The sequence below is a fragment of the Desulfosporosinus metallidurans genome, from assembly GCF_001936615.1.
GTDB lineage: Bacteria > Bacillota > Desulfitobacteriia > Desulfitobacteriales > Desulfitobacteriaceae > Desulfosporosinus > Desulfosporosinus metallidurans.
Genome location: NZ_MLBF01000003.1, coordinates 78,965 through 105,178 on the forward strand (window position 1 = coordinate 78,965; position 26,214 = coordinate 105,178).

The following is a 26,214-nucleotide window of genomic DNA, read 5'->3' on the forward strand; positions in this document are numbered from 1 at the left end:
GTTCACTCCTTTGTTTCTACCAAGTCCGAAAGTATAAGTTTCGGGTGGCATAAGTGCAACCAAAGACTTCCGCCGTCGGTCCCTTCTCGCCATCCATGGCTACAGGGACACTTGGCCATCCTTGGCCGTCGCCTGCGGCTTGGCGCAAGCCAGGTTTTCTTTATACCCCGAGGAGATTGGCAACCTCGCGAACAAGATGTTGTGCAACCTCATGTTTGCTCATCTGAGGAAAATCTATTTTTCTTCCATCTGGAAAGAGAAAACTGACGATATTTGTAAGGCTCCCAAAGCCTGCTCCCAACTTAGTCACATCATTAGCCACCAGGAGATTCACATTCTTCCTGTGCATCTTATCCTGTGCGTTCGCCAAGAGATTCTCCGTCTCAGCTGCAAATCCAACGAGAACCTGGGACGTTTTCCGACGTCCAAGTTCAGCTAATATATCAGGGTTCGGAATCAACTCCAGCGTGCGACTTGTCCCATCTTTTTTAATTTTCTGTTCGGCTTGAACCGCTGGGCGATAATCCGCAACGGCCGCAGCCTTAATGACAACATCCACTTCGGAAAACCGCGTCAAGACAGCATCATACATCTCAAGGGCCGTTTGCACCTGTATACAGGTCACTCCAGCTGGAACTGCCAGATCGGTGGGCGCACTCACAAGAATGGTCTCAGCTCCGGCTTCCTGTAACGCTTGCGCGATAGCATACCCCATCCGACCGGAACTTCGATTGCCAAGGTAACGAACCGGATCAAGTGGTTCTTGTGTTCCGCCCGCAGTCACAAGCGCCTTTTTACCTTTTAACCAATCCGCCCCAGCGAAAAACCTCGCTAAGGATTCCACGATGTCCACCGGCTGGCTCATACGTCCGTCCCCTTCGGATCCACACGCTTGAAAGCCTGTGTCAGGTCCAATAATCTGAACCCCACGTTCTTGAAGATGCACTAAATGGTCTTGAGTCGCCGGATGATGATACATCGCATGGTTCATGGCCGGTGCCACAAAAATCGGTGCGCGAGTCGCTAATAGAACCGTCGATAGAAAGTCATCCGCCAACCCTAGCGACATCTTTGCTAATATATTGGCTGTGGCTGGAGCAACAAGAGCTACGTCAATATGCTCAGCTAAAGCAATATGTTCAACATTCCACAGTTTAGGTTCATCAAACAGATCTACATACACAGGATTTGCTGAAAGACTCTGAAGTGTAAGCGGAGCAATAAACTCCGTTGCCGACTTGGTCATCACCACGTGGACTTGGGCGTGCAACTTACGCAAGCGGCTAACAACTTCCGCTGCTTTGTAAGCTGCTATCCCACCAGTAAGTCCAACGAGGATTTTTTTGCCCGTTAACATTTACAAATCCTCTTCTGGAGTACATTCATACGTTGATTGAGAATGAGAAATCTCCTCGAGGGAGATGCTTACCGGCTTCACGCCTTTCGCTAAATCCTCATGCCTTGCTTCTTCCATGATCATACGCGCCCGTTTGGCAACCACAAGGACCAACGTGTACTTGCTATCCACCTTATCCATTAAGCGATCGAGTGAAGGTTGTTTCATACAGACTCCCCCTTAAAAACAAACGGTTTCCGTTTTACTCGGCATTTCTCAGCGACAAGAATACTTTTTAGTTTATCGACAGCAACAGGAACTTCATCGTTAACAACAACATAATCATACTCACTCACATATTCCAGCTCCTGAATTGCTTTGGCTAATCGCTTCTGAATGACTTCTTCAGTCTCTGTTCCGCGTTTGTGGATGCGTTCAGAGAGAACATCCAGGGAAGGTGGTACGATAAAGGTAAACACACCTTGAGGAAACCGCTTTTTGATTTGCAATGCGCCTTGGATTTCAATTTCTAAAATAACATCCAGGCCCTCCTGGAGCGCTTGTTCGACAGCGAATCGTGGCGTCCCGTAGTAATTATCACAGAACTCGGCCCATTCCAGCAATTCGTCACGAGCAATCATGGATTCAAATTCATTCCTCGTACCAAAATAATAATGGATCCCTTCCACTTCCCCAGGGCGCGGGGATCGTGTTGACAATGAGACAGAATATCTAAGACTGGGCATTTGACGCAGCAATTCTTGACAAAGCGTTCCTTTACCCGCTCCAGAAGGACCTGATAGTACAATTAGTAAGCCTTGACTTTTTTCCACGCTACACCCCTAATCTGCTGGGTCTTCTGCGTGTGTACTGGGCTCTTTGCTGGAAAGACGATGAGCCACTGTTTCAGGTTGAACTGCAGAAAGAATTACATGATGACTGTCACAGATAATCACAGCACGTGTACGCCGACCATACGTTGCATCTATAAGCATGCCCGCGTCACGCGCTTCTTGAATGATGCGTTTGATTGGAGCGGATTCCGGGCTTACAATGGAGATAATTCGGTTGGCAGATACTATATTGCCAAACCCAATGTTAATGAGTTTAATGTCCAAGGTGAGTCCTCCATTACTCTAAATTTTGAATTTGCTCGCGTACCTTCTCTAATTCACTTTTCACACTAACCACCATTTGACCAATCCCTAAATCATTTGCTTTTGATCCAATGGTATTAATTTCTCGGTTCAATTCCTGAACTAAAAAATCCAGTTTGCGCCCCACTGGTTCGCAACTTTGCAAGGCGTCACGACATTGAGCCAAATGGCTGTCAAAACGTACCAACTCTTCTGTAATTGATGTGCGCTCCGCAAAGTAGACCACTTCATTCGTAAGTCGAGCCGCATCCAATTCAACCCCGCCTAAGAGGGTTTGAATGCGTTCCTGCAGGCGTTCTTGGTACTCTGTTACGACCAAAGGTGCACGCTCGGCAATCGTCTGTAGAAACTCAGTAATGAGATCAAGCCTTTGTAATAGATCGATCGTTAGCTTTTCTCCTTCAGTACGGCGCATTTGCTCGAAACCATCGGAGGCCTTCATAAGTGCTTCAGCACAAGTCCCCCATAAAACATCAAGCTCAATTTCTGGCTCTTCAACCGCAAGAACCTCCGGTAAAGCAACTAAACGGTAAATATCCGCTTCATACGGAGTATTTATGGCTGAGGCAAGATCCCTCAATGACTTATCATACGACAGCGCTAATTCTTTGTCAACCTTCACCAATCTCTTTCTTCCTTCAGTTTCCACCACATTGATAAACACTTCTATTCGTCCACGTTGAAACTTTTCTTGTATGGTTTTGCGTATCCGTCCGTCAAACCCCACAAAATTACGTGGAGACCTTACAACAATCTCTAAGAATCTATGGTTAACGGATTTAAGCTCTACTGAGAACTGATAACCGTTCCCACTCGCCTCTCCCCGCCCGAATCCTGTCATACTATTTGCCATTTATCACCCGGTTTAACCACCTAACAACCGGGTTGCTCACCCCTTTGTAATTTATTAAGATCCTTTAAGCTTTGCCTTTTAATTTGGATAGACATGCCTAACTATAGTATAACAGATCGGGCAAGTAATTTCCTTTCACCGCAGCTTCGCCCAGAAGCAGCAAAGAGCCTTCCACGTTTGTGAAAGGCTCTTGCTATTTGCAACACAATAATTAACCAACTACTATCATCTTATTCTTGCCTAAAATTCGAATTTCCCAAGGTTATCCTGTAAGCGCCTCAGTGCTTCCCGAAGTCTCTCTGTACTAATCGTCAACGAAATACGGAAGTAACCCTCACCATATTCCCCATAGCCATTGCCAGGAGTAAGTACCACACCCGTCTTATCTAAGACTAACTCGCAGAAAGAAGCTGAGCTAAACCCTTTAGGTACTTTGGGCCAAACATAGATCGTAGCCTTAGGCCGTTCCACCTTCCATCCGAGTGCAGTCAGTCCTTCAATAACGATATCTTGTCGTTCCTGATAGATCTTGCGAATTTCCTCGATAATGTCCTGATTTCCCAAAAGTCCTTCAATCGAAGCCTCTTGGATTGCTTGAAAAACTCCCGAGTCAATGTTCGATTTGATACGACCTAAAGCTTCAATGACCCTTGCATTTCCTGCCGCCCAACCAATTCTCCAGCCCGTCATATTATAAGTTTTGGACATTGAATGGAACTCAATCCCAACTTCTTTGGCCCCTGGAACCTCTAGGAAACTCAAAGGCTTGTACCCCTGAAAAGCAATTTCCGAGTAAGGACCATCATGGCAAACAATGATGTCATATTTCTTAGCAAAGGCAATCACTTTTAAATAAAAGCTTTCATCTGCAATGGCACCGGTGGGGTTATTGGGATAATTCAAGAACATCAGTTTCGCCTTTTGAGCCACCTCTGCTGGGATCGCGTCTAAGTCAGGCAAGAAACCGTTTTCTTCCTTGAGCGGCATAGTATACGGAACTCCGCCCGCCAGCAAGGTCCCAACGGCATAGACTGGATAACCAGGATCAGGAATCAAGGCAATATCTCCTGGATTAATGTAACAAAACGCGATGTGGGCAATCCCTTCTTTAGATCCGATCAGAGTAACCACTTCTGTTTTCGGATCAAGTTCAATATTCGAACGTCGTTTATACCACTCCGCCACCGCTGAGCGAAACTCTAACATGCCTACATAAGAAGGGTAACGATGATTCTCTGGGTTGTGTGCTGCTTTTATCAACTTGTCAATGATATGATCCGGAGTTGGAAGATCAGGATCCCCAATTCCCAGACTAATGACATCCACCCCTTTGGCCTTTGCATCTGCTATTTTTTCGTCAATCCGGGCAAATAAATACGGGGGCAACGCCTGAATTCGTTGTGCTTCTTCCATAATCAGAAAATCCTCCTTCGATGCTTTGATCAAACTAGATCTAAGATTCCAACCACATACCCTTAAACACATAAGTAGCAGGACCTGTCATATAGACGTGATTGTCTGGTCCCCATTCAATAAATAAATCTCCACCCGGCAAATGAACGGTCACGGCACGTTCTGTCTTCTGGTTGAGCACCGCGGCTACCGTAGCGCCACATGCACCCGTACCGCAGGCCAGCGTCGGTCCAGCACCCCGCTCCCATACTTTCATGGTCATTTCACGAGGGGAATCGATACGAATGAACTCAACATTGGTTTTACGAGGAAACAACGGATGTTTTTCAATCGCCGGACCAATACGTTCAAAATCAAGCGTATCAAAATCCTCCACAAAGATGACACAGTGCGGGTTCCCCATGGAAACTGCCGTGTATTGGAAGGTTTCCCCAAATACTTCGAGTGGCTGCCCAACCACCGGTTCTGCTTGGCCCAGAACAGGAATAAGGTCGGCCCGTAAAATAGGCTCACCCATATCCACCCGCACTCCTTGAACCTGGCCTTCTTGGATATTAAGTCCTAAGGTTAAGACCCCAGCAAGAGTTTCAACACGCATTGGGTTATGTAGGATAATCCCTTGATCGTAAACATACCGTGCAAAACAGCGTGAAGCATTCCCACACATTTCTGGTTCGGATCCGTCTGGATTAAAGATGCGCATCCGAGCATCTGCGGCTTTCGAAGGGAGTATTACGGCTAACCCATCTCCGCCGATGCCAAACTGTCGGTGGCAGAGCTTTTGGGCCAACTTCGGATAATCCACGTCGGCTGAAACAGAAAAATGGTCTAGGAAAACAAAATCATTCCCCAGACCATGCATTTTAATGAATTCCATCGTGCTCCCCCCAGTTTTCAATATCCTACGTATTATCTCCTTAAAAGGATACTACGCCGGATGAAGTGGGTCAACCTTTTGAACCAAGTATACACGAGGAGAGAGGGAGTTATACATAATACCCGTTTAATAAACGTTTATCCCTTGGCTAGAGACGGTTTTCCTTGCCAGCTAGTTTTAAGGAGCCGAGCAAATCCAATCAAAACAGACGGTCCTCCAGCTACGCACAGGATAAAAACCCATTGCCAACTTTGTAAAGGTGCAGTCTTAAAGATTACTTGTAACGGCGGGAGATAAATGACGCTAAGCTGCATGATCGTCGAAACCAGCACTGCTCCAACAAGATAGGGATTTGTGAAGAGACCCACTTCGAAGATCCCTCGCTCTTCAGACCGACAATCAAAGACATGGAACAACTGAGAAAATACCAGCGTTGTAAAGGCCATAGTCCGAGCACCTAACATGTTGACCCCCATCAAGAGCCCAACAACGAACACCAAAAGCGTTCCCAGTCCGATCATGGTCCCCCGCACCCCAATTTTTCGGGCCAAGCCGCGCGCAAAGATACTCTCTCCCGGCGCCCTAGGGGGACGATTCATAATGCCCGGTTCTGCTCCGTCGACTCCCAACGCCATCGCAGGTAAGCCGTCTGTGACAAGATTAACCCAAAGGATTTGAATCGGAAGTAACGGAAGTGGTAAACCCACGAGTGTCGCCAAAAACATGGTTAGAACCTCTCCCAAATTACAAGAAAGTAAGTAACGTATAAACTTGCGGATGTTATCGTAAATCCCCCGGCCCTCTTCCACGGCGGCTACAATCGTCGCAAAATTATCATCCCCCAAAACCATCGACGAAGCTTCCTTGGTTACATCTGTTCCTGTTAGGCCCATAGCTACCCCGATGTCCGCCTCTTTGACCGCCGGAGCATCGTTAACCCCGTCACCCGTCATGGCAACCACTTGCCCACGTCTTTTAAAGGCGCGCACAATTCGCAATTTATCTTTTGGAGTCACACGGGCATATACGGAAATATCCATGACCCTTTCGCTTAAATCCTGATCCGACATCCGCTCCAGGTCTTCTCCTGAAACCACCCCGCCGCCCATTCCTCGTAAAATCCCCAACTCATGAGCGACGGCTTCAGCGGTCAAGCGATGATCCCCCGTTATCATGACCGGTTTAATACCCGCCTGCCGACAAATTTTAATCGCTTTAATGGCACTGGGGCGCGGTGGATCAATCATTCCCAAGAGTCCGACAAACGTCAACCCCCGCTCAACATGCTCATCGAGTGGCTCAGCATCTGACAACGGTTTTTCAGCAACAGCCAGAACGCGGAGAGCATGCCGTGCCATTTCATCATTGGCTCGCATAATGCTTTGCTTGCGTGCAGGGGATAATTCCACTACCCCATTGGCTGTCAACTCCTGTTGGCAAAGTTGCAAAACCCTATCCGGAGCCCCTTTGACATAGGCTCTCCGCCCCTGTTTCGTCTGATAAACCACACTCATTCGCTTGCGGTCCGAGTCAAACGGCAATTCTCCAATCCGCTCTTGTTTCCGTTCCAAGACCTCACGCCATATTCCCGCCTTTGCGGCAGCTACTAGAATCGCCCCTTCTGTCGGATCTCCCTCAATCCCCCAAGGAGCATCCTTTCCCTTAGAACGAAACAGCCCCGCAACTTGAACCCCCTTTTTGGTCAACGTGGAATTGTTACACAGTGCTGCAATCTTTAAAGCCGCGTTGAGGGGATCCTTTTCTTTCTCCGGATCAGCCCCCTGGAATTCCCCTTTAGGATCATACCCTTGCCCAGAAACAGTAATCTTTCGTCCATCCGAGTAAATCTGGCGTACTGTCATTTCATTTTGAGTCAGAGTCCCCGTCTTGTCGGAGCAAATCACCGTCGCACACCCCAACGTTTCCACTGCAGGAAGTTTCCGAATGATCGCTTGCCTCTTCACCATCCGTTGCACCCCTACCGCCAAAGCCACAGTGACGATCGCCGGTAAACCTTCGGGAATGGCTGCCACTGCTAACGACACTCCGGTGAAGAACATTTTATAGAAATCCTCTCCCCGCAAAATACCCGTAACCACCACAGCGACACAGACAAGCACGCTGATCAAAACCAACCATTTACCGAGTTCAGCCAAACGCTTCTGCAAAGGAGTTTCTTCCTCCTCCACACTTTGGATCATTCCGGCGATGACGCCCATCTCCGTTTCCATACCAGTGGCCACGACAACACCAGCGCCCCGACCGTTAACCACTGAGGTTCCCATATACCCCATATTTTTGCGATCCGCCATGGGTGTAAGTTCTTCCTGGAGCGGTGAAATACTTTTGCCCACAGGATGGGATTCCCCCGTCAATGCGGACTCTTCCACTTGAATATTGGCAGCCTGAATCCAACGCACATCTGCTGGTATACGATCTCCAGCTTCAAGTAGCACAATATCTCCCGGCACAACGTCTGCAGCCGGAATCCGTTGCTCGGTCCCTTCCCGTAACACCCGTGCTTCAGGAGCAGTAAGGGAACGAAGGGATTCCATGGAACGCTCCGCGCGAAACTCCTGAACAAAACCGAGAATAGCATTGATGATAAGAATCGCCAAGATCGTGATGGCATCTGCTATTTCCCCTAGAAGTCCAGAGACTACCGTGGCCGCCAGTAAGACTAAAACCATAAAATCTTTAAATTGACCTAGGAACAAGAACACAGGGTGAACCCCTTTTTTGACCGCTAGGACGTTTTTGCCGACCTCTTGCAATCTTCGACGAACCTCTTTAACATTTAACCCTTTGCCCGGATGTACGTCCAAGGCCTTGGCCACATCCAGCCAAGGCAAAACATGCCATGCCTGTTGCCGCATACCTATTCTCCTCCTTTGTTGTAGCAGTTAATAAAAGGCTTTGTCCCTTTTGTAGTACATGCTTATTCCCAAAGGGGTCGAAAAATGCCTCGGCAGAACAAGTGTGTTATACTAAAAAGACAATTTGAGAGTGATGAAAGGAGTTCCTCCCATGGCCTTAGACGGTGTTACCCTCGCCTATCTCGTGAACGAACTTGCTCCCCTACTAAGCGGGGCACGTATCGATAAAATTTCCCAACCTGAAAAGGAGGAAATCCACCTCCAATTGCGGCTGCAGCAAGGTTCTAAGCGCCTCTTACTTAGTACCAGCGCCACCTCCCCCCGCTTCCACCTCACCCAAGAAAACAAGAAGAATCCTCCATCTCCTCCCATGTTTTGTATGATTTTACGTAAGCACCTCGAGGGTGGCAAAATCGTTGGCTTACAGCAAAAAGAACTAGAACGCGTCGTGACCTTTGAAGTTCAAAATTACAACGACCGTGGGGATTTAGTCACCCTGCATCTTCACTTAGAAATCATGGGCAAGCACAGTAATCTCATCCTGGTTGATCCGACGACTAGTACAATCCTTGACGGTCTGAAGCGCTATTCACATGCCACAAGCCGCTATCGCGAGGTCTTACCCGGAAGAACCTATCTAGCTCCCCCCTCTCAGGGAAAACAGCCTCCTTTAGAGGACGAAGAACAATGGCGACAGGCCCTTTACGAAGAAGATCTCGACCGTCCCATTACCAGCCTACTACTCGCCCGTTTTGCCGGCATTAGCCCTGAGTTGGCGCGTGAAATTGTAGTTCAAGCTGGCTTGAACATAGAAAGTCTCCTTCATCATTGCGGAGATATTGATGTTTCACGGCTTTTCCAAGCTTATCGTAGGTTATGTAATCCTGAAGGAGTTCTTGAAATTCAACCTTGCCTCTATTATAATCATGCCCCCCAAACTTCCCCTGTGGCCTTTAGTTTTGTTCCCTTTCAGCAATACCAAGAGTTAAGAAAGGAAACCACGCCCACATTAAATGACGCCATCACAAGCTTTTATCAGTCGAAATCCTCTAACAACACGCTTGAATCGAAAAGGGGCTCTCTGCGGAAAATTGTTCAAGAACAGCGCGCCCATTTCAGCAAGAAACTTAAACTCTATGACGAAGCCATGACCAGCGCCACTTCCAGTCTTGCTTATCAAAAATGGGGAGAACTTCTTACTGCTAACCTTCATCGTATTCCTCTTGGAGTGGCTGAAGTCACGGTTGAAGATTATTATGACCCTTCACTATCTTCCGTGCTCATTCCCCTGAATCCCCATATTAGTGCCATTGATAACGCTCAGCGCTATTACAAGCTCTATAACAAAGCGAAGGCCACCTTACTCAAAACAAAGCCACTCAAAGAAGCCGCACTCGAAGAAGTGAACTACCTAGATTCCTTACGAGTCAGTTTGGATCAGGCATTCACTCTTTCGGAACTTGATGAAATCCATGTCGAACTTGTAAGTCAAGGGTATGTGGCTGGAAAGCATTTGAAAAAGGATAACCTTAAACCTAAAAAAGGTCGTCCTAATACGAAGTCGAAGGCCAAAACGAAAGTAAAAGCTCCCAAGGAAGCTGTCCACCCTCGGGTCTATCGTTCGAGCCAAGGCCGAACTATCTTTGTCGGGAAAAATAATATTCAAAACGATTGGTTGTCCTTGCGCAAAGGCAAACCCAACGATCTTTGGCTTCACGTCAAACAAATCCCCGGTTCCCACGTCCTAGTCCCCCTCGAAGATGGAGAAGATTTTCCAGACGACGCCACTCTTGAAGAAGCGGCCGCCCTAGCGATCTATTACAGCCAGTCTCGCGGTTCTTCTCAAGTGGCCGTGGATTACACGCATGTCAAACAGCTCAAGAAACCTAATTCGGCCAAGCCTGGAATGGTGATCTACGATCAGAACTGGACCTTATACCTCACGCCTAAACCGGAGGTCTTAGAGCAATTGCTGGCTAGAGAAGAGGAACTATAATAAAAAAGATAGAATAAAAGAGTCTTGACACCTTGATCCAAATCGGTTAGAATCTATAACAATAACTGATTAATACTTAAACACGATGAAGGGAAGTTCTAAGCTCATTTAGTATAGAGAGCTGGCGGTTGGTGCAAGTCAGTCTAACAAGCTTAAGGATTCCATCCTGGAGTGGCCAATGATGAATTGTGACGGGTTCCGCCCGATAGCGCGGACATAAGTTGGCCGATTTGGCAACATAGGTGGCAACGCGGGAATAACCTCTCGTCCTTAATAGGACGAGGGGTTTTGTTTATTTTCAAGCGTCTGTATTCCTATACCTTTTATCGGTTAAAACTTGGGTGGCACCGCGGAATTTCCCGCCCCAAACTTGGGGGCGGGTTTTATTTTTCTCAAGATATCCAATATAAAACATATTAACAAAAGACTATAAAGGAAGGATTATTAGTGTATGAAACACCATCCTTATAACCGGCATATAGTTCGCCATCGATAGAAGGAGAGTACGGGGTACCACTCCCACTTACAAGAGGCGGGAGTCTCACGATTGGATAAACGAAGCAAGAAAATATTAAAGGAGGATTTTTTAATGGCAAGAGTATTTAATTTTGCAGCGGGACCAGCGGTATTACCAGAGGAGGTGCTACGAGAAGCTGCGGAGGAGATGTTAGACTACAATGGCACGGGGATGTCCGTTATGGAGATGAGCCACCGTTCGAAAGCTTTCGAACAAATTATCACTGATGCTGAAAAAGACTTAAGAGATTTGATGAATATACCTGATAATTACAAGGTACTCTTTCTCCAAGGCGGAGCATCCCAGCAGTTTGCCATGATTCCTATGAACTTAATGAAAAATAAAGTAGCTGACCACATTAACACAGGACAATGGGCTAAGAAAGCGATTTCTGAAGGTAAATTATATGGGAAGATTAATGTTCTTGCATCTTCTGAAGATAAGACCTTCACCTATATACCCGATCTCAAAACTATAAAGATTTCTGACGATGCGGACTATGTCTACATCTGCCATAACAATACAATCTATGGAACAAAATACCATGAATTGCCCGAAACCGGCGACAAGATCTTAGTCGCTGATATGTCTTCGGATATCCTCTCTGAACCCGTTGATGTCACGAAATATGGTCTTATTTTTGCTGGCGTTCAAAAAAATATTGGTCCCGCAGGTGTGGTTGTGGTCATCATTCGTGAAGATTTGATTACGGATAATGTACTGCCTGGTACGCCAACGATGTTGAAATATAAAACCCATGCCGATAACAAATCACTTTATAATACTCCTCCGGCCTATGGCATCTATATTTGCGGTAAAGTATTTAAGTGGGTTAAGAAATTAGGCGGACTCGAGGCAATGAAGAAAAGGAATGAGGAAAAGGCCGCGATTTTATATGATTACCTGGATTCAAGTAAGCTATTTAAAGGAACAGTCGTCAAGAAGGACCGTTCTTTAATGAATGTGCCTTTTGTTACGGGTTCAGAGGAATTAGATGTTAAATTTGTCAAAGAAGCAAAAGCTGCTGGTTTTGAGAACTTAAAAGGACACCGAACGGTTGGTGGTATGAGAGCCAGTATCTACAATGCTATGCCCGTCGAAGGGATTAAGGCTTTAGTTGAATTTATGAAGAACTTTGAAGCAGAAAACAAATAGGAATTAAGGAGTGGTGTATCGTGTTTAAAATAAACTGTTTAAATCAAATTGCAAATGTGGGACTAGACCTGTTCACCGATAATTACGAAATGGTTGATAGCTTCAATGAAGCAAATGCAGTACTCGTAAGAAGTTCAAGTCTTCATGATCAAGAGTTACCCCGTACTATTGAGGCTATAGCCAGAGCTGGAGCTGGAGTCAATAATATTCCTCTAGATAAATGTGCCGAAAATGGAATTGTCGTCTTTAATACTCCGGGTGCGAATGCCAACGGGGTTAAAGAAATTGTGATCGCTGCATTAATGATGGCTGCTCGTGACATTATCGGCGGAATTAATTGGGTGAATTCTGTTAAAGAAGATCCCGAGGTCGCTAAACTCGTTGAAAAAAACAAATCAAAGTTTTCAGGAAGAGAGATCAAAGGAAAGAAACTTGGCGTCATCGGACTTGGAGCTGTTGGTGTTTTAGCTGCTAACGCAGGGAATAAACTCGAGATGGAAGTCTACGGCTTTGACCCCTTTATTTCGGTGAATGCTGCCTGGAAACTTTCAAAATATATTAAGCCTACAAAATCTCTAGAAGAGCTCTATCAGGAATGTGATTTTATTACGGTTCATGTACCTTTAACGGATAAAACCAAGGAAATGTTCAACAAAGAAACTTTGGCAATTATGAAGGATGGAGTGAGTATCTTAAACTTCTCAAGAGATTCGTTGGTCAATGATGACGATATGATTGAAGCATTGAAGTCTGGAAAAGTTCATAGATATGTCACGGATTTTCCTAATCCCAAGGTGTGCGGAGTCCAAGGAGTCATAGCTATTCCTCACTTGGGAGCTTCGACGAATGAATCAGAAGATAACTGTGCAATAATGGCTGTAGAACAATTAATGGATTACCTTGAAAATGGAAATATAAAAAATTCCGTAAACTATGCAAACTGTGACATGGGAGTATGTACTCTAGCAGGACGTCTAGCCATTAATCATCGCAATATACCCAACATGCTCAGCCAATTCACTTCAGCTTTTGCTCAAGAAAACATTAATATTTCCGACATGACGAATAAGAGTAAAGGACAATGGGCCTATACCCTTATTGATATTGAATCATCTTCAAGTGACTGTATAGTTAAGAAAATCAGAGAGATTAATGGAGTTCTAAAGGTTAGGGTTATTAAATGAGTTTCTCACAACTCCCAATAATTCAAAAAGGGGAGTCCTTCGTCTCACCGGAGGGCTCCCCTTACGTCTTGGTACAAAAGCAATTCAAGAAACTACGAATCTTGGATGAATGTAGCTTGTCGAGAGAAGGTATCAAAGCGTTGCCAAAATCGCTCCCAAAATAGTAATTACGCCTCCTACAAATGAGGTCCCGGAAATTTGTTCCTTTAATACGAGAACACCAAGAACAACCGTGAACACTGGCAGCAAGTTAAGATAAGGAGCGGCTTTACTCGCGCTAAGAACTTTAACACCCGCGTTCCAGGCGTAAAAAGCGCCAACAGATGCCAAAGTACTCACATAGATCACTGCAAGCCAAGCACTTGCCGTCATATGAATCATATTCGGTTGAACCGTTACGATACAGCTCAGAGCACTGAAGAGCGTACCATAGAAGGCTGCCCCCGCTGTCATCGTTAACGGATCCGTGTTTTTACCGAACTTCTTCCCAAATACGGTATAGAGAGCCCACGTGCAACCCGCGAGAAGGGTTTCAAGGCCTCCAAGCCATGATCCATTGAACGCATCTCCTTTTTTTCCCATAAACAAGAGAACAACGCCTATTAAGGAAACAATGGTACCCAGCCAAGACTTTCCTTTAATATGTTCTTCAAGTATAAGAGAGGTAAACAGGAGTATCGCCACCGGAGTACCTGCTGAAATCATTCCGGCCTGAGATGCACTGATCAATCTTAAACCCATGTAATTCAGAGTTGAAAAGGCAAATATACCGAAGAACCCTAGGATCAAAAATTCCTTCCACCTTGTAAAAATGGGTATCTCTTTTTTGTTGATGGCTAGTATTCCGAAAAGTATGGCTGTAGAAATGGCCCACCGAATTGTATTCAGTAACGTTGCCGGTAAAGCAGTCGCTAAAAAGCGGCCGCAAATATAATTACCACTCCAAAGGATCGTTGCAAGCACCAAGAGTCCAACTGCGCGTTTCATAAACGAAATCCTCTCTCTCTATAACCCAAAATGCCCGAGAATCATTGGATACAAATCAATAATTCTCGGATGTTCTAACCTTACCGGCATTCCAGCAACGATCATAGGCACCGTCGAATCCTCTTCTTCAAGAGATCCGTGGCTCCCCCCACCAGGATGAATGGGTGCCCCTTCCGCAAAATACTCATACCCCTTTGCTGCAGAAACAACGACTCGGCTTCCGCTTCGTGCTTCAAGGGCTGAAATCAGACGAGTAAACGCATCCGGAAACTTCCCAAATTCAAGTTTTTGCTCGTCTATAACCAGGGCATCGACCACAGTCAAATCTCCTTCGAAGGACCAGCTTTGCCCATATACGTCTCGATAAAGGCCAATGCGTGAAAAAGAGAGCTGTTTTTCCGTGCCGCCTTGGATAACACAATATCTATTTTCGGAAACCTTCCAAGCGATCTGGGCATTGCGTGGATCTTTAGCCATAATCCCTACGACTTCGGGTAAAATTTCGTTCTCCCGCTGGAGGAGGTAAATAAAGGCCATTCGTTCGTTCGGACAAATAGCAATCTCTTTGTTCTTGTCTCCATTTGCCTCTTCTGTGGCCTTTAATCGTTTAAAGGTCTTGAGAGAATGATCTAAATCAATGAGGTATTCTTCGCCCAATCCAACCGTCGACTGGGAATGGTCCCCCGTCACAATCATTAAATTTTGTTCCAGAGCTTTCTCCCAGGAACCAAATTCATCCAGAACCGCAGCCACTTGCTGATCCGTACGTTCAATAGAAGGTCCTGTGCGCAAAGGGCCGAAGAGATGTGAGTTTTTATCATTATCCGGAAAATAAACGACCGTGAAATCCGGTTGTTTACCCTCACGAACAAGCTGAGCAGCTATTTTTCCAGAAAAGGCGTCATTAAAGCCAAAGCGATGAAAAACCCCTCTCGGGTAAGTTGTTAACCGACCTGAGAAAGGCGGGTGGATAAGCTGACCTAAGGTCAAATGAGAAGGTCCTGATACCTTTTCTTCTTTAAGACGAAAACCTGTCGCTAAAGCGATCAAAAACGGAAGTTTCGCTTGGTACTGGTGTGTAGCTCGATGCATAAAAAGATTAATGTTCCCCGTACTGTAGCCCGAGGCCTCTAATTTTTCATACAGTGTCGGCGTTTCCAGAGCAAGATGCTCTGCATTGAGCTTCAAGAGTAAATTGCGAATAACTTTGTCTGGACCATTTTTCAAAACGCCCTGCCAAGTTGCTCCGTAATCCACGATTTTCCGAATTTCCTCGTTATACCAGATAAAACCCGGAACTCCGTGCCGGTCAGGCCAAGTTCCTGTGATCATAGAACTCGTGGCAACCGGGGTCATAGTTGGAAAAGAAGAGACAGTGTGCTCGAAGTATCTTCCGTGTTTAGCTAAAAAGCCGAGAGCCGGAGCATTACCCTCCGCAAGAATCCTTCCCAAGACCACAGGATGAAGAGAGTCGATCACAAATAGTATTACTTTTTTCATGACTCGGCTCCCTTCTCGTTACATTATTTGGTTAATTATATCAAATATCTAGCTAATGTCACGATTTGATTATATTATTCATATTAACAAAGGTTTTTTACCACTCTTCATCGTCATACCAAGCTAGCACAAGAGATCCGATAAAGTTGTATTCATCTGATCTCTTGGTATATACTAACTATATAATTTTGTATTGATTGGCAAAGTTCTTAAACTCAAAGGTATTTCCAAGAGTTCAATTCGATAGATTGATTAAGTGAAATTCGAGATCTTTTTACCGTAAATCTATCTAACGAGGAGGTTAACAAGTAACACAGCCCTCAACGATCTCTGTTTCCAACAATTACAACAACTATAAAATTGATATTCAAGCTTGACCTTGGTTCTTGTTTTTTACACGCTCGTACTTAAAGAGCGTGTTTTTATTTTTAGACTTTCCGACTTCCGGGCTTAATTGCTGGAATCCCTTGAGCACAAAGCGGGCATTCCTGTGCTTCGAAAGCCTGAATGTTTAGCTGTATAATTGAACTCTGCGGCAACCCAAAATCCACTATTCCGCCTGTTCTGTCCACAAGCACACCAACGCCCACCGGAATAGCCTTCAATTCCCTGACCACTGATAATACCTCTCGAACGGATCCACCAGTCGTGATCACATCCTCAACGACCAACACGCGTTCTCCAGGGGAAAGCGTAAACCCTCTGCGCAAACGCATAATTCCGTTTTCCCGTTCAGTAAATAAGGCCCGTACCCCGAGGGCCTTAGCGACTTCATGGGCTACCAAAATCCCCCCCATGGCGGGACCGATAACGGTTTGAATGTCCATGTCGCGGAATGATGCGGCGAGTCCCTCTGCTAGAATGGCTGCTCGGTCTGGGTATTGAAGTACTTGGGCACACTGCATGTACTGTGCACTATGTTTTCCTGAGGTGAGCAGAAAATGACCGTCCAGTAAAGCTGCGCTTTTTCTAAAGACGTCAAGGTATTCATCAGAAGTTAATGGTGCATTACCTTTGTTTAATCTGTTGTTTGATTCGTTATTCATATCCTTATTTCTCTCCTTTTCCTACAGTATCCATAGTCGTTCCAAGGCCTGGCGAGGATTCTCAGCGCGAGTAATCGGCCTCCCGACCACGAGATATGAGCTTCCCGCAGCTAAGGCTGCATGTGGGGTTAGGACCCGCATTTGGTCCTGCGCTTCACTCCAGGCCGGACGAATCCCTGGTGTAACAATCAGGAAACCAGGCTTGGTGCTTTGTCTTATCTCCCTCGCCTCTCTCGCCGAAGCAACTACTCCGTCGAGCCCTGCCCTTTCAGCAAGTTTTGCAAGTTCAACCACATGCTCCTGGAGTTTTCGCTCTACTCCCATCTCTTGTCTAAATTGATCTTCTGACATACTTGTGAGGACCGTAACCCCAATCACTTTCGGAATGCTTGACAGCTTGCTTCCTGCTTCCTGCACAGCATGGGCAGCCCTCGCCATCATGTCATAACCGCCACTGCAATGGACATTGATCATGTCCACACCACACTGAACAAATCCGCGAATCGCCCGTTCCACCGTTGTGGGAATATCGTGAAGCTTCAAGTCCAGAAAAATGGGAAATCCCAAAGTTTTCAGTTCATGGATCATCGCGGGCCCAGTATAGGCATACAGTTCTAGGCCCACTTTAAGCCAACACCCACTGCCTTGAAGTGCTTTAGCAAAGACTAATGCTTCTTCGCGCCCTTGCACATCAAGAGCCACCATGACCCGACGATTATTCAATGTCACATCCAAACGATAACCCTCCATTTCTAAGTTCTTGGGACGACTTGTCGAATTATGCTTATCGCCTACGGACTCACATAGAGACTAACTTGGTCAGATAGACACGTTACGCCTTATGCGCTAGTCCGACTAATTTCCGCACGGACGCTAGCCCTCTTTTCTCGCAGTAATCTTGAATTCCCTGTAGGATCTCTAGTGGAGCCTGGGGATTGACAAAGTTTCCGGTGCCAATACTTACAGCCGTTGCCCCCGCCAAGAGAAATTCCACAGCATCCTGCCACGTAGTGATCCCACCCATTCCTATGATGGGTAAATCCACAGCTTCGGCCACTTGCCAAACCATACGCACAGCAACTGGTCGAATAGCGGGTCCGGAAAGCCCGCCGAACGTATTGGCTAAGACAGGACGTTGTTGGTCAAGATCAATGCGCATTCCTAAAAGCGTGTTAATGAGCGATAAAGCATCCGCTCCCCCACGCTGGACAGCTCGAGCCATCCCTACAATATCTGTGACGTTCGGTGAGAGCTTGGCGATAATCGGCAAATCAGTTTCTACCTTAACTGCCGCAATCACTTCTTCGGCGCTCCCAGGATCCGTGCCAAAATGCATCCCACCATGTTTGACATTTGGGCAGGAAATGTTGACTTCTAGGGCGGCTAACCCTGAATCCCGTTGCAACGCACGAGCTATCTGTACATAGTCCTCCAGAGAAAAGCCAGAGATATTGGCAATCACCGCAGTGGGTAATTTTCGCACCTTGGGCAGATAGGATTTTAGAAATTCTTCTAAGCCCGGATTTTCCAGACCGACTGAGTTTAGTAGACCTGCTGGCGTTTCCGCAAGCCGAGGAACTGGATTTCCCAACCGTGGCAAGGGGGTAATCCCCTTCAGAGTTATTCCCCCTAAAGCTTCGACGGGACAATAAGCGGCATACTCCTCGCCAAACCCATAGGTCCCCGAGGACGTAAGGACCGGATTTCTTAAACTAATACCCGCAAGCTGGGTTGTAAAATCAACAGGTCTCATCCCAAACAACCTCCTTGCCCCGAAAAACCGGTCCATCCTGACAGACCTTTTTATGGATCAGATTACCCATTTCATCTCTAAGCGTACACACACACCCTAAACAGGCTCCAACAGCACACCCCATGCGTTCTTCCAGTGAAACTTCCACAGGGACTCCAAAGTTCACGCACAGTTCCGCAACCGCCTGCATCATCTTCTTAGGACCACAAGTGGCTACGCTTATCTTGCCGCCGCTCGTCGCTTGAGATAATCGTTCCTGTACCTGTTCAGTCACAAGACCCTTTTGTCCTAAACTTCCATCTAAGGTACTGAGGTAGTTCGGAATCCCAAGAGCTTGCCAAGAGGAAAGTCCCGCACTCTCTAGAAAAGATTGATTTTCTCCTCCCCAAAACAAACGCACCTTCAGACCCCGAGCGAGTGCGCTTTGTGCTAGGGCATAAAGCGGAAATACACCGATTCCTCCGGCAACCAGCCACAATTCTCCTTCTTCAGGCAAAGAAAAGCCATTTCCCAAAGGCCCCATAACACTAAGCTGATCCCCACACATTGCTCGTGCTAAGATTTCAGTTCCTCGACCCACAATTCGGTAAAGCAAGGTTATCTCATCACGTTCTTGAGAAATCCCTGCTATGCTAATGGGTCGTCGCAATAAGGGATCGAATGAAGAAAGCGCAAGATCCTGAACTTGGATGGCCACGAATTGTCCGGCCTTCGCGGTTAGGGCCATCGGTCCTTTTAAAACCAATCGCCTGAGCCTTTGATCTTCAGCTCCCAACCTCTCATGAACAACGACTTGTCCTTCCGTAAGCATGGCACCCTCTCCTTTCGTGGTTCGCGATTCCCATATTAAGTTCTTAGTAAACCTCTGTTGAGGTAAGTTTACTATATCCGATACTAAAAACACAGTTCGTGCTTCGCGCATCCTACAGCGGCAAGAGACCTGGTGAAATGCTCTCCAGCACCTGGAGCAACGCCGCGGCGGTATCGAGACTCGTGAAGCAAGGAATTCCATGTTCCACAGCTGCTCTGCGGATTGCGAATCCATCACTTTCCTGAACTCGCCCATGGGTTGTTGTATTGACGACATATTGGATTATTTGTTTCCGAATTCCGTCAATAATTTCGTTCGAGCCATCATGCAGCTTAGCAATCTTTTCCACTCTTAATCCTTCGTCCTTCAAATAGCGCGTCGTTCCCTCTGTCGCTAAAATGCGAAACCCAAGTTCAGCGAAGCGCCGAGCGAGGGCAGACCCTTCCGCTTTATCACGATCTGCCAAGGTCACGAACACGGAACCATACGTTGTAAAGGAGAGACCCGCTCCTTGAAGCGCTTTGAAGAGAGCCTTTTCGTAGGTCCGATCCATTCCCATCACTTCGCCGGTGGATTTCATCTCTGGGCCCAAAGAGGGTTCGACTCGTTGAAGCTTGGAAAAAGAGAACACGGGAGCTTTGACGGCCACCCGATCCCCGGTCGGCCAGAGGCCGCGTGGAATCTTAATCTCTTCCCATTTCCTGCCCAAGATCACTTGAGTTGCCCAATCGATAATTGGAACCCCGGTGACTTTACTCAGAAAAGGAACGGTGCGACTTGAGCGAGGGTTAACTTCGAGAACAAAAAGATCTTTCTGATAAATCACATATTGAATGTTCAGCAGCCCTTTTATTTTTAAAGACCTTGCTAAGGATTCTGTCAATGCAATAATGCGCTCTTGCATATTCAAATCTAAGGTTTGAGGCGGATAGACCGCAATAGAATCCCCAGAGTGCACGCCTGCTCGCTCCAGATGCTCCATGATCCCAGGGATGAAGACATTTTCTCCGTCAGAGATCGCATCCACTTCTACCTCTGTCCCGAGCAGATACTGATCCATCCAGATCTCCTGGTCCGAGGAGGCCGACAGGGCTCGCCTGACAACGGTCTCTAATTCCTTTTCTTCATAGACAATGTCCATGGCTCTCCCACCCAACACATAGGAAGGGCGAACCACTAAGGGAAATCCGATCTCTTGGGCCACACGTTGAACTTGCTGCATATTCGTGGCGCCACCTCCGCGTGGCCGTTTGGCCCCAAGTTCTTGCAGAACGCGATCAAAAGTCCCTCGTTCCTCCGCTCGATCAATGTCTTCCACAGACGTACCTAAAATACGATATCCACGCCCAGCTAGCCCACTAGCCAAGCCAATCGCGGTCTGTCCCCCAAACTGAACCACCACGCCATCAGGCTGTTCTTTGTCCAGAATCGCCGAGACATCCTCCAGGGTTAAGGGTTCGAAATAAAGCCGATCGGCCGTGTCAAAGTCCGTGGAGACTGTCTCAGGATTGTTATTAATAATAATACTTTCATACCCGGCCTTGCGCAGGGCTATGACCGCATGCACAGAACAATAGTCAAATTCAATCCCCTGACCGATCCTAATCGGGCCTGATCCTAAGACGACCACTTTGGGCCGCTTATGAACCTCCCCTTCGTCCTCAACATCATAGCTGGAATAGAAGTAGGGGGTTGTGGCCTCAAACTCACCTGCACAGGTATCAACCATTTTGAAAACCGGGCACAAACCCTGCTCAATTCTGAAGCGGTAGACCTCATCTTCCGTGCTTTTCCAGAGGTCTGCAATTTCCCGATCAGCGAACCCAAGCCGCTTAGCCCGAAGTAACATTTTCTGATCCCACGGTGCCTTTTCTAATAAGGCTATGTTCTCCACCAAGCGGTTGATTATCACCAAAAAATACCGATTCCAGCCTGTCTCCTCTGCCAGCGAATCCACCGTCCGGCCGCGCCTCAGTGCTTCAGCCAAAACGAAGAGCTGTCGATCATCCGGCTTAAGGTAAGCGGTTTTAAGTTCGGCATCCAATAGTCCCTCGAGTTCCGGCAAGCGGACTCCGTACACCTTGATGTCGAGAGAACGGACGGCTTTGAGGAGGGCAGTTTCCAAGTTCCGACCGATGCCCATCACTTCGCCCGTGGCCTTCATCTGAGTGCCCAAACGCCGGTCTGCCTCTGAGAATTTATCAAAAGGCCAGCGCGGAATTTTGACCACTACATAGTCCAAGGCTGGTTCAAAACAAGCCGAGGTTTTCCCTGTGACAGCATTCTTAAGTTCTGTCAGCGCATAACCCAAGGCTATTTTGGCAGCAACCTTAGCTATCGGGTATCCTGTGGCCTTGGAAGCGAGAGCGCTAGAACGACTGAGACGGGGGTTGACCTCAATCACCACGTATTCCATGCGCGAAGGGTGAAGCGCAAACTGGACATTGCAGCCCCCTTCAATTCCCAAACCATTCACGATCCTCCGTGAAGAGCTGCGCAACATCTGAACCTCCCGATCGGTCAAGGTTTGACAAGGGGCAACAACAATACTATCCCCGGTATGAATTCCGACAGGATCCATGTTTTCCATGTGGCAAATTGTGATGCAGTTTCCGATTCCATCCCGTAAGACTTCAAACTCAACTTCTTTCCAACCAGCCACACTGCGCTCCACTAAGATCTGACCAATGAGGCTGGCCTGCAAACCACTTGCTGCAATCTGCACCATTTCCTCAGCACTGCGCACAATCCCTCCCCCAGTTCCTCCCAGGGTAAAGGCTGGACGTACAATAAGTGGGTATCCCGTTTCTTGGGCGAAGGCGAGTGCCTCTTCGACCTCGGATACAATCTTGCTTTCAGGAATTGGTTCACCCAGCTCCTGCATCAAGGTCCGAAAACTTTCCCGATCTTCCGCTTGATCGATGCTCTTCAAGGAAGTTCCCATCAGAGTGACCTCACAGCGTTCCAAAACCCCTCGTTTGGCAAGTTGATACGCCAGGTTCAGACCGGTTTGCCCTCCCATCGTAGGGATCAAGCCATCTGGCCTTTCTCGCTCAATAATTCGTTCCACAGATTCAACCGTCAAAGGTTCAATATAGACTCGGTTCGCCGTTTCCCGATCTGTCATAATCGTTGCGGGATTGGAATTGACGAGGATTACTTCTACCCCTTCTTCGCGCAGAGCCCTGCAGGCCTGTGTGCCTGCATAGTCAAACTCGGCTGCCTGCCCAATCACGATGGGGCCAGATCCGATCACTAGAACCTTTTTCCACTCTTTTTTGGGCATTCCTATCTTCTCCCCTTTCTAGATAAACCACTCTCGACCAGTTCCTTGAACCTGTCGAAAATTTCAGCGTTCTCCTCCGGCCCTGGAGCGCCTTCCGGATGAAATTGCACGGATAAGATAGGATAGGTTAGGTGCTCCATCCCTTCAACGGTTCCATCATTAAGATTACGCAACGTCACTTCAAAACCTGAACCCTTTAAAGATTCTTCCTGCACAGCATACCCGTGGTTTTGGGACGTCATGGTAGCTTTTCCCGAACGCAAATCGATGACCGGATGGTTTCCCCCACGATGCCCGTATGGTAGCTTGTAGGTTGCCCCACCCGCAGCTAAAGCCAAGAGTTGATGCCCTAAACAAATGCCCAGGACGGGTAACTTATCATACAGCCTGCGCACCGTAGCCACACATTCCAACAATTCGCCAGGATCTCCAGGACCATTGCTTAGAACCACTCCGCTGGGTCGCTGTCTGAGAATTTCTTCTGGGGTTGACCCAGCCGGGAACACCATGATTCTGAATCCTCTCTCCTGAAGGTTACGAATAATATTTCGTTTGACGCCAAAGTCGAGTACAGCGATTAACGGGCCTGAACCTGGTATCTCATAGGCTTCTTTGACCGTCGAGCGATAGACCCAATGTTCGCTTTTCTCCTTTGTTGCGTCATTTCCTTGGAAATTCGCCCAGAACTCCAGCGCCTCCTCCTGAGTTTGAACCAGTACGCCTGGTAATGTGCCGAATTGTCGTAAATACCTTGTCAAGGCCCGCGTATCCACGCCCTTTAATCCCTGTACACCATATTGCTGGCAATAGTCCTCCAACGATCCCTCACCATGCAAACTCCCCTCTCCCTCGGAAAGCTCCCGCACAACAAGTCCCTGCAGACGAGTTTTAGCCGCTTCATTTTCTTCATGGTGCCAGCCATAATTTCCGATTTGCGGTTGAGTCAGGACGAGAATCTGCCCCGCATAGGACAAATCCGTGACCATTTCCTGATAGCCACTCATGGAGGTATTGAAGACCACTTCCTGCTCTGTCACTGCGTTCGAGCTCTTCAGCCAGGACCCAAATTCTTCCCCTTCAAAGGCCGTCCCATCCTTAAAAACGAGATAAGCCACCTTCAACACTTCCTCTCTATCTCTCAAATTCTATTTGCAAAGTCTCTCTACTGGTGTTTTTATTGTACTGTCCGATTTCTCTGGACCAGTCTGCCTTCCACCCACACCATAACTGGAAAGCCATGTAGGGTTTTTCCCAAGAACGGGGTATTTCGTGCTTTCGAAACCAACTTGGCCGGGTCGATGACTTCCGAAAAATCCGGGTCAAAGAGCACCATATCTGCTGGCGATCCGGGTTTTAGAGTTCCCCCGAGCAAACCGAACCGTCGTGCCGGAGAAACGCTCCAGGCCTCGATCACCCGATCTAGGGATAAGCGTCCGGGCAACACCAAATTTTGCCACACTGCACTCAAGGCAGTTTCTAGGCTCGCAATGCCAAACGGTGCCTCCGCAAAGGGTCGAGCTTTTTCCGCCTGGGTATGGGGAGCATGATCCGTCGCGATCATATCGAGGGTGCCATCACGAAGCCCTTCAATAAGGGCCTCTCGGTCTTCTCGGGAACCCAAAGGAGGATTCACTTTAAGTACGGTATCCGTAAGTTTTATCTCTTCATCGCAAAAGATCAAATGGTGAGGATTCACTTCAGCCGTGACATCTACCCCACGGGCTTTAGCTCTACGAATCAAGTCGACACTCTCTGTGGTCGAAATATGGGCGAGATGAAGTTTTCCGCCTGTTTCCTCAGCCAGTAACAAATCCCGAGCTACAATCACGCTTTCTGCACTGGCTGGGATACCTCTTAAGCCCATCCGACCTGACGCCACCCCGCGGCGCATCAGACCATCTCCGGCCAAGTCTTTATCCTCGCAATGACTAATAATTGGCAGCCCTGTCAGTTTGGCATATTCTAAAGCGAGCCTCATCACTTCTGCGCTTTGAATGTTTTTTCCGTCATCGGAAAAGGCCGCAGCTCCGCCCTCTTTCATATCTGCCATTTCGACCAGCTCGATCCCCTGCATCCCTTTGGTAACCGTCCCAATCGGCAATACATGGGCATACCCTGCACGTTCACCCTGCAAGCGTACAAATTCAACTAAAGCTCGATTGTCAATCACCGGTTGCGTGTTCGCCATGGCCAGAATGGTTGTAAATCCTCCGCGCACTGCAGCTCGTGAACCACTCAAAATATCCTCTTTGTCCTCTTGACCCGGTTCACGCAGATGAGTGTGGACATCAATTAGCCCCGGAAAAAGGAACTTTCCTTGACCATCGATAGTTTCCACTGCTTCGCCCTGCGCTTTTTCTAAAACCTCAGCCTCTGTCATTGAGGAAGAGATTTCTAACACCTTCCCGCTCTTGATTAGAACATCGCGGGGAGAAGAAATCGTTTGACTCGGATCAATAACCCTTACCTCTTTAAGCCACCACATTGCTAGCTCCTCCTATCAGTAAATATATAAGAGCCATACGAATGGCTACCCCGTTCGTAACCTGCCTCTCAATTAAAGAGTCTACACCATCAGCCACATCATCCGAGATTTCTACACCCCGGTTCATCGGACCAGGGTGTAACACAATACTCTGTTTTCCTGTTTTCTTTAGACGTTCAGTCGTCAAACCATAGAGATGACTATACTCACGAAGGCTCGGGAATAGCCCACTTTTCTGCCGTTCAAGTTGGAGGCGAAGTGCCATCACGACATCTGCTCCCAGTAAAGCGCTGTCAAGATTATGAGACATTTTCACACCCAGCCCCTCCATCTCAACCGGAAGTAGAGTTGGAGGACCCACCAAAGTCACATTCACACCAAGTTTCTGAAGCCCCCAAGCATTGCTCCGAGCAACCCGAGAGTGCAAAACGTCCCCAACGATAACAACATTCTTGCCTTCTATGGCACCGAGACGCTCCTCCATCGTAAAAATGTCCAGTAAAGCTTGGGTTGGATGTTCATGCTGACCGTCTCCGGCATTAATGACCCCCGCATCCAGAATATCCGCCAAAAAGTTTGCAGAACCTGAACTGGGATGCCTAAGGATCACCAGATCAGCGCGCATCGCTTGGATCGTCTTGGCGGTGTCATACAAACTTTCCCCTTTACTCACACTACTCTGGGCAACTGCGATACTAGTCGTATCGGCCCCCAAAACCTTTCCAGCCATTTCAAAGGAGGTTCGTGTTCGAGTACTTGCTTCATAGAAGAGATTAACCACGGATTTCCCTTTTAACGTGGGCAACTTCTTAATCGGGCGCATTAATATTTCTTTCATTACTTTTGCAGTATGCAGAATCTGACGAATTTCCTCCACGCTCATATCTTCTATCGCTAGAATATCTTTACGCTGCCACTTCATAGTAACCCTCCCTAACTTCTTTCACTCTTATTATCTCTTATAATTTGTGCTTAAATCCCA

General features: G+C 47.3%; 21 protein-coding genes. 3 read left to right on the forward strand and 18 right to left on the reverse strand.

Going from position 1 to position 26,214, the window contains the following annotated elements; all coding sequences use genetic code 11:
- Positions 1 to 160 precede the first annotated feature (160 nt).
- From coaBC to DSOL_RS03125, 8 genes are all read right to left on the reverse strand, one after another.
- Complete coding sequence (gene coaBC, locus DSOL_RS03090; RefSeq protein ID WP_075363426.1) at positions 161 to 1,357, reverse strand: bifunctional phosphopantothenoylcysteine decarboxylase/phosphopantothenate--cysteine ligase CoaBC; 1,197 nt, start codon at positions 1,355 to 1,357, stop codon at positions 161 to 163.
- Positions 1,358 to 1,564: a DNA-directed RNA polymerase subunit omega gene (gene rpoZ, locus DSOL_RS03095; protein WP_075363427.1), complete on the reverse strand. Its 207-nt coding sequence runs from the start codon at positions 1,562 to 1,564 to the stop codon at positions 1,358 to 1,360.
- Positions 1,561 to 2,169 (reverse strand): guanylate kinase, encoded by a 609-nt coding sequence (gene gmk, locus DSOL_RS03100; protein ID WP_075363428.1) that lies wholly within the window; start codon positions 2,167 to 2,169, stop codon positions 1,561 to 1,563. Before gmk ends, rpoZ begins: the two co-directional genes overlap by 4 nt.
- 9 nt (positions 2,170 to 2,178) lie before the next feature.
- On the reverse strand, positions 2,179 to 2,454 hold the full coding sequence (remA, locus tag DSOL_RS03105; RefSeq protein ID WP_075363429.1) for an extracellular matrix/biofilm regulator RemA: 276 nt from the start codon (positions 2,452 to 2,454) through the stop codon (positions 2,179 to 2,181).
- 13 nt (positions 2,455 to 2,467) lie between these two features.
- Positions 2,468 to 3,346, reverse strand: coding sequence for a YicC/YloC family endoribonuclease (locus tag DSOL_RS03110; RefSeq protein ID WP_075363430.1), 879 nt, complete (start codon positions 3,344 to 3,346; stop codon positions 2,468 to 2,470).
- A 240-nt stretch (positions 3,347 to 3,586) separates the two neighbouring features.
- Positions 3,587 to 4,759, reverse strand: a complete 1,173-nt coding sequence (locus tag DSOL_RS03115) for an LL-diaminopimelate aminotransferase (RefSeq protein ID WP_075363431.1) — start codon at positions 4,757 to 4,759, stop codon at positions 3,587 to 3,589.
- Positions 4,760 to 4,799: 40 nt separating this feature from the next.
- Positions 4,800 to 5,636 carry a diaminopimelate epimerase gene (dapF, locus tag DSOL_RS03120; protein ID WP_075363432.1) on the reverse strand — a complete coding sequence of 279 codons (837 nt, stop codon included), beginning with the start codon at positions 5,634 to 5,636 and terminating at the stop codon, positions 4,800 to 4,802.
- Between the two features lie 137 nt (positions 5,637 to 5,773).
- Positions 5,774 to 8,512: a calcium-transporting P-type ATPase, PMR1-type gene (locus tag DSOL_RS03125; protein WP_075363433.1), complete on the reverse strand. Its 2,739-nt coding sequence runs from the start codon at positions 8,510 to 8,512 to the stop codon at positions 5,774 to 5,776.
- A 151-nt stretch (positions 8,513 to 8,663) separates the two neighbouring features.
- Here DSOL_RS03125 and DSOL_RS03130 point away from each other — a divergent pair, with 151 nt between their 5' ends.
- The 3 genes from DSOL_RS03130 to DSOL_RS03140 all read left to right on the forward strand — a co-directional run bounded on the left by DSOL_RS03130 (position 8,664) and on the right by DSOL_RS03140 (position 13,364).
- Positions 8,664 to 10,508 carry an Rqc2 family fibronectin-binding protein gene (locus DSOL_RS03130; protein ID WP_075363434.1) on the forward strand — a complete coding sequence of 615 codons (1,845 nt, stop codon included), beginning with the start codon at positions 8,664 to 8,666 and terminating at the stop codon, positions 10,506 to 10,508.
- A gap of 589 nt (positions 10,509 to 11,097) precedes the next feature.
- Entirely contained in the window at positions 11,098 to 12,180 is a 1,083-nt protein-coding gene (gene serC, locus DSOL_RS03135; RefSeq protein ID WP_075363435.1) for a 3-phosphoserine/phosphohydroxythreonine transaminase, read from the forward strand.
- A 20-nt stretch (positions 12,181 to 12,200) separates the two neighbouring features.
- Positions 12,201 to 13,364: a phosphoglycerate dehydrogenase gene (locus DSOL_RS03140; protein ID WP_075363436.1), complete on the forward strand. Its 1,164-nt coding sequence runs from the start codon at positions 12,201 to 12,203 to the stop codon at positions 13,362 to 13,364.
- Between the two features lie 132 nt (positions 13,365 to 13,496).
- Here the strand turns inward: DSOL_RS03140 and DSOL_RS03145 are convergent, their stop codons facing one another.
- From DSOL_RS03145 to DSOL_RS03190, 10 genes are all read right to left on the reverse strand, one after another.
- The gene (locus DSOL_RS03145; RefSeq protein WP_075363437.1) at positions 13,497 to 14,351 is read right to left on the reverse strand and encodes a DMT family transporter; all 855 of its coding nucleotides are present in this window, start codon (positions 14,349 to 14,351) and stop codon (positions 13,497 to 13,499) included.
- Positions 14,352 to 14,369: 18 nt separating this feature from the next.
- Entirely contained in the window at positions 14,370 to 15,851 is a 1,482-nt protein-coding gene (locus tag DSOL_RS03150) for an alkaline phosphatase family protein (RefSeq protein WP_075363438.1), read from the reverse strand.
- A gap of 428 nt (positions 15,852 to 16,279) precedes the next feature.
- Positions 16,280 to 16,897, reverse strand: a complete 618-nt coding sequence (pyrE, locus tag DSOL_RS03155) for an orotate phosphoribosyltransferase (RefSeq protein ID WP_075363439.1) — start codon at positions 16,895 to 16,897, stop codon at positions 16,280 to 16,282.
- Positions 16,898 to 16,918: 21 nt separating this feature from the next.
- Positions 16,919 to 17,647 (reverse strand): orotidine-5'-phosphate decarboxylase, encoded by a 729-nt coding sequence (gene pyrF, locus DSOL_RS03160; RefSeq protein ID WP_075363440.1) that lies wholly within the window; start codon positions 17,645 to 17,647, stop codon positions 16,919 to 16,921.
- A gap of 82 nt (positions 17,648 to 17,729) precedes the next feature.
- Entirely contained in the window at positions 17,730 to 18,650 is a 921-nt protein-coding gene (locus DSOL_RS03165) for a dihydroorotate dehydrogenase (RefSeq protein WP_075363441.1), read from the reverse strand.
- Positions 18,637 to 19,461, reverse strand: coding sequence for a dihydroorotate dehydrogenase electron transfer subunit (locus tag DSOL_RS03170; protein ID WP_075363442.1), 825 nt, complete (start codon positions 19,459 to 19,461; stop codon positions 18,637 to 18,639). The genes DSOL_RS03165 and DSOL_RS03170 overlap by 14 nt, the downstream gene beginning before the upstream one ends.
- A 112-nt stretch (positions 19,462 to 19,573) precedes the next feature.
- Positions 19,574 to 22,747 (reverse strand): carbamoyl-phosphate synthase large subunit, encoded by a 3,174-nt coding sequence (gene carB / locus DSOL_RS03175; RefSeq protein WP_075363443.1) that lies wholly within the window; start codon positions 22,745 to 22,747, stop codon positions 19,574 to 19,576.
- 2 nt (positions 22,748 to 22,749) lie between these two features.
- A complete protein-coding gene (carA, locus tag DSOL_RS03180) occupies positions 22,750 to 23,862 on the reverse strand; it encodes a glutamine-hydrolyzing carbamoyl-phosphate synthase small subunit (RefSeq protein ID WP_075363444.1) in 1,113 nt (370 codons plus the stop codon).
- Between the two features lie 59 nt (positions 23,863 to 23,921).
- Positions 23,922 to 25,232 carry a dihydroorotase gene (locus DSOL_RS03185; protein WP_075363445.1) on the reverse strand — a complete coding sequence of 437 codons (1,311 nt, stop codon included), beginning with the start codon at positions 25,230 to 25,232 and terminating at the stop codon, positions 23,922 to 23,924.
- Positions 25,219 to 26,154, reverse strand: a complete 936-nt coding sequence (locus DSOL_RS03190; RefSeq protein WP_075363446.1) for an aspartate carbamoyltransferase catalytic subunit — start codon at positions 26,152 to 26,154, stop codon at positions 25,219 to 25,221. Before DSOL_RS03190 ends, DSOL_RS03185 begins: the two co-directional genes overlap by 14 nt.
- Positions 26,155 to 26,214: the final 60 nt, after the last annotated feature.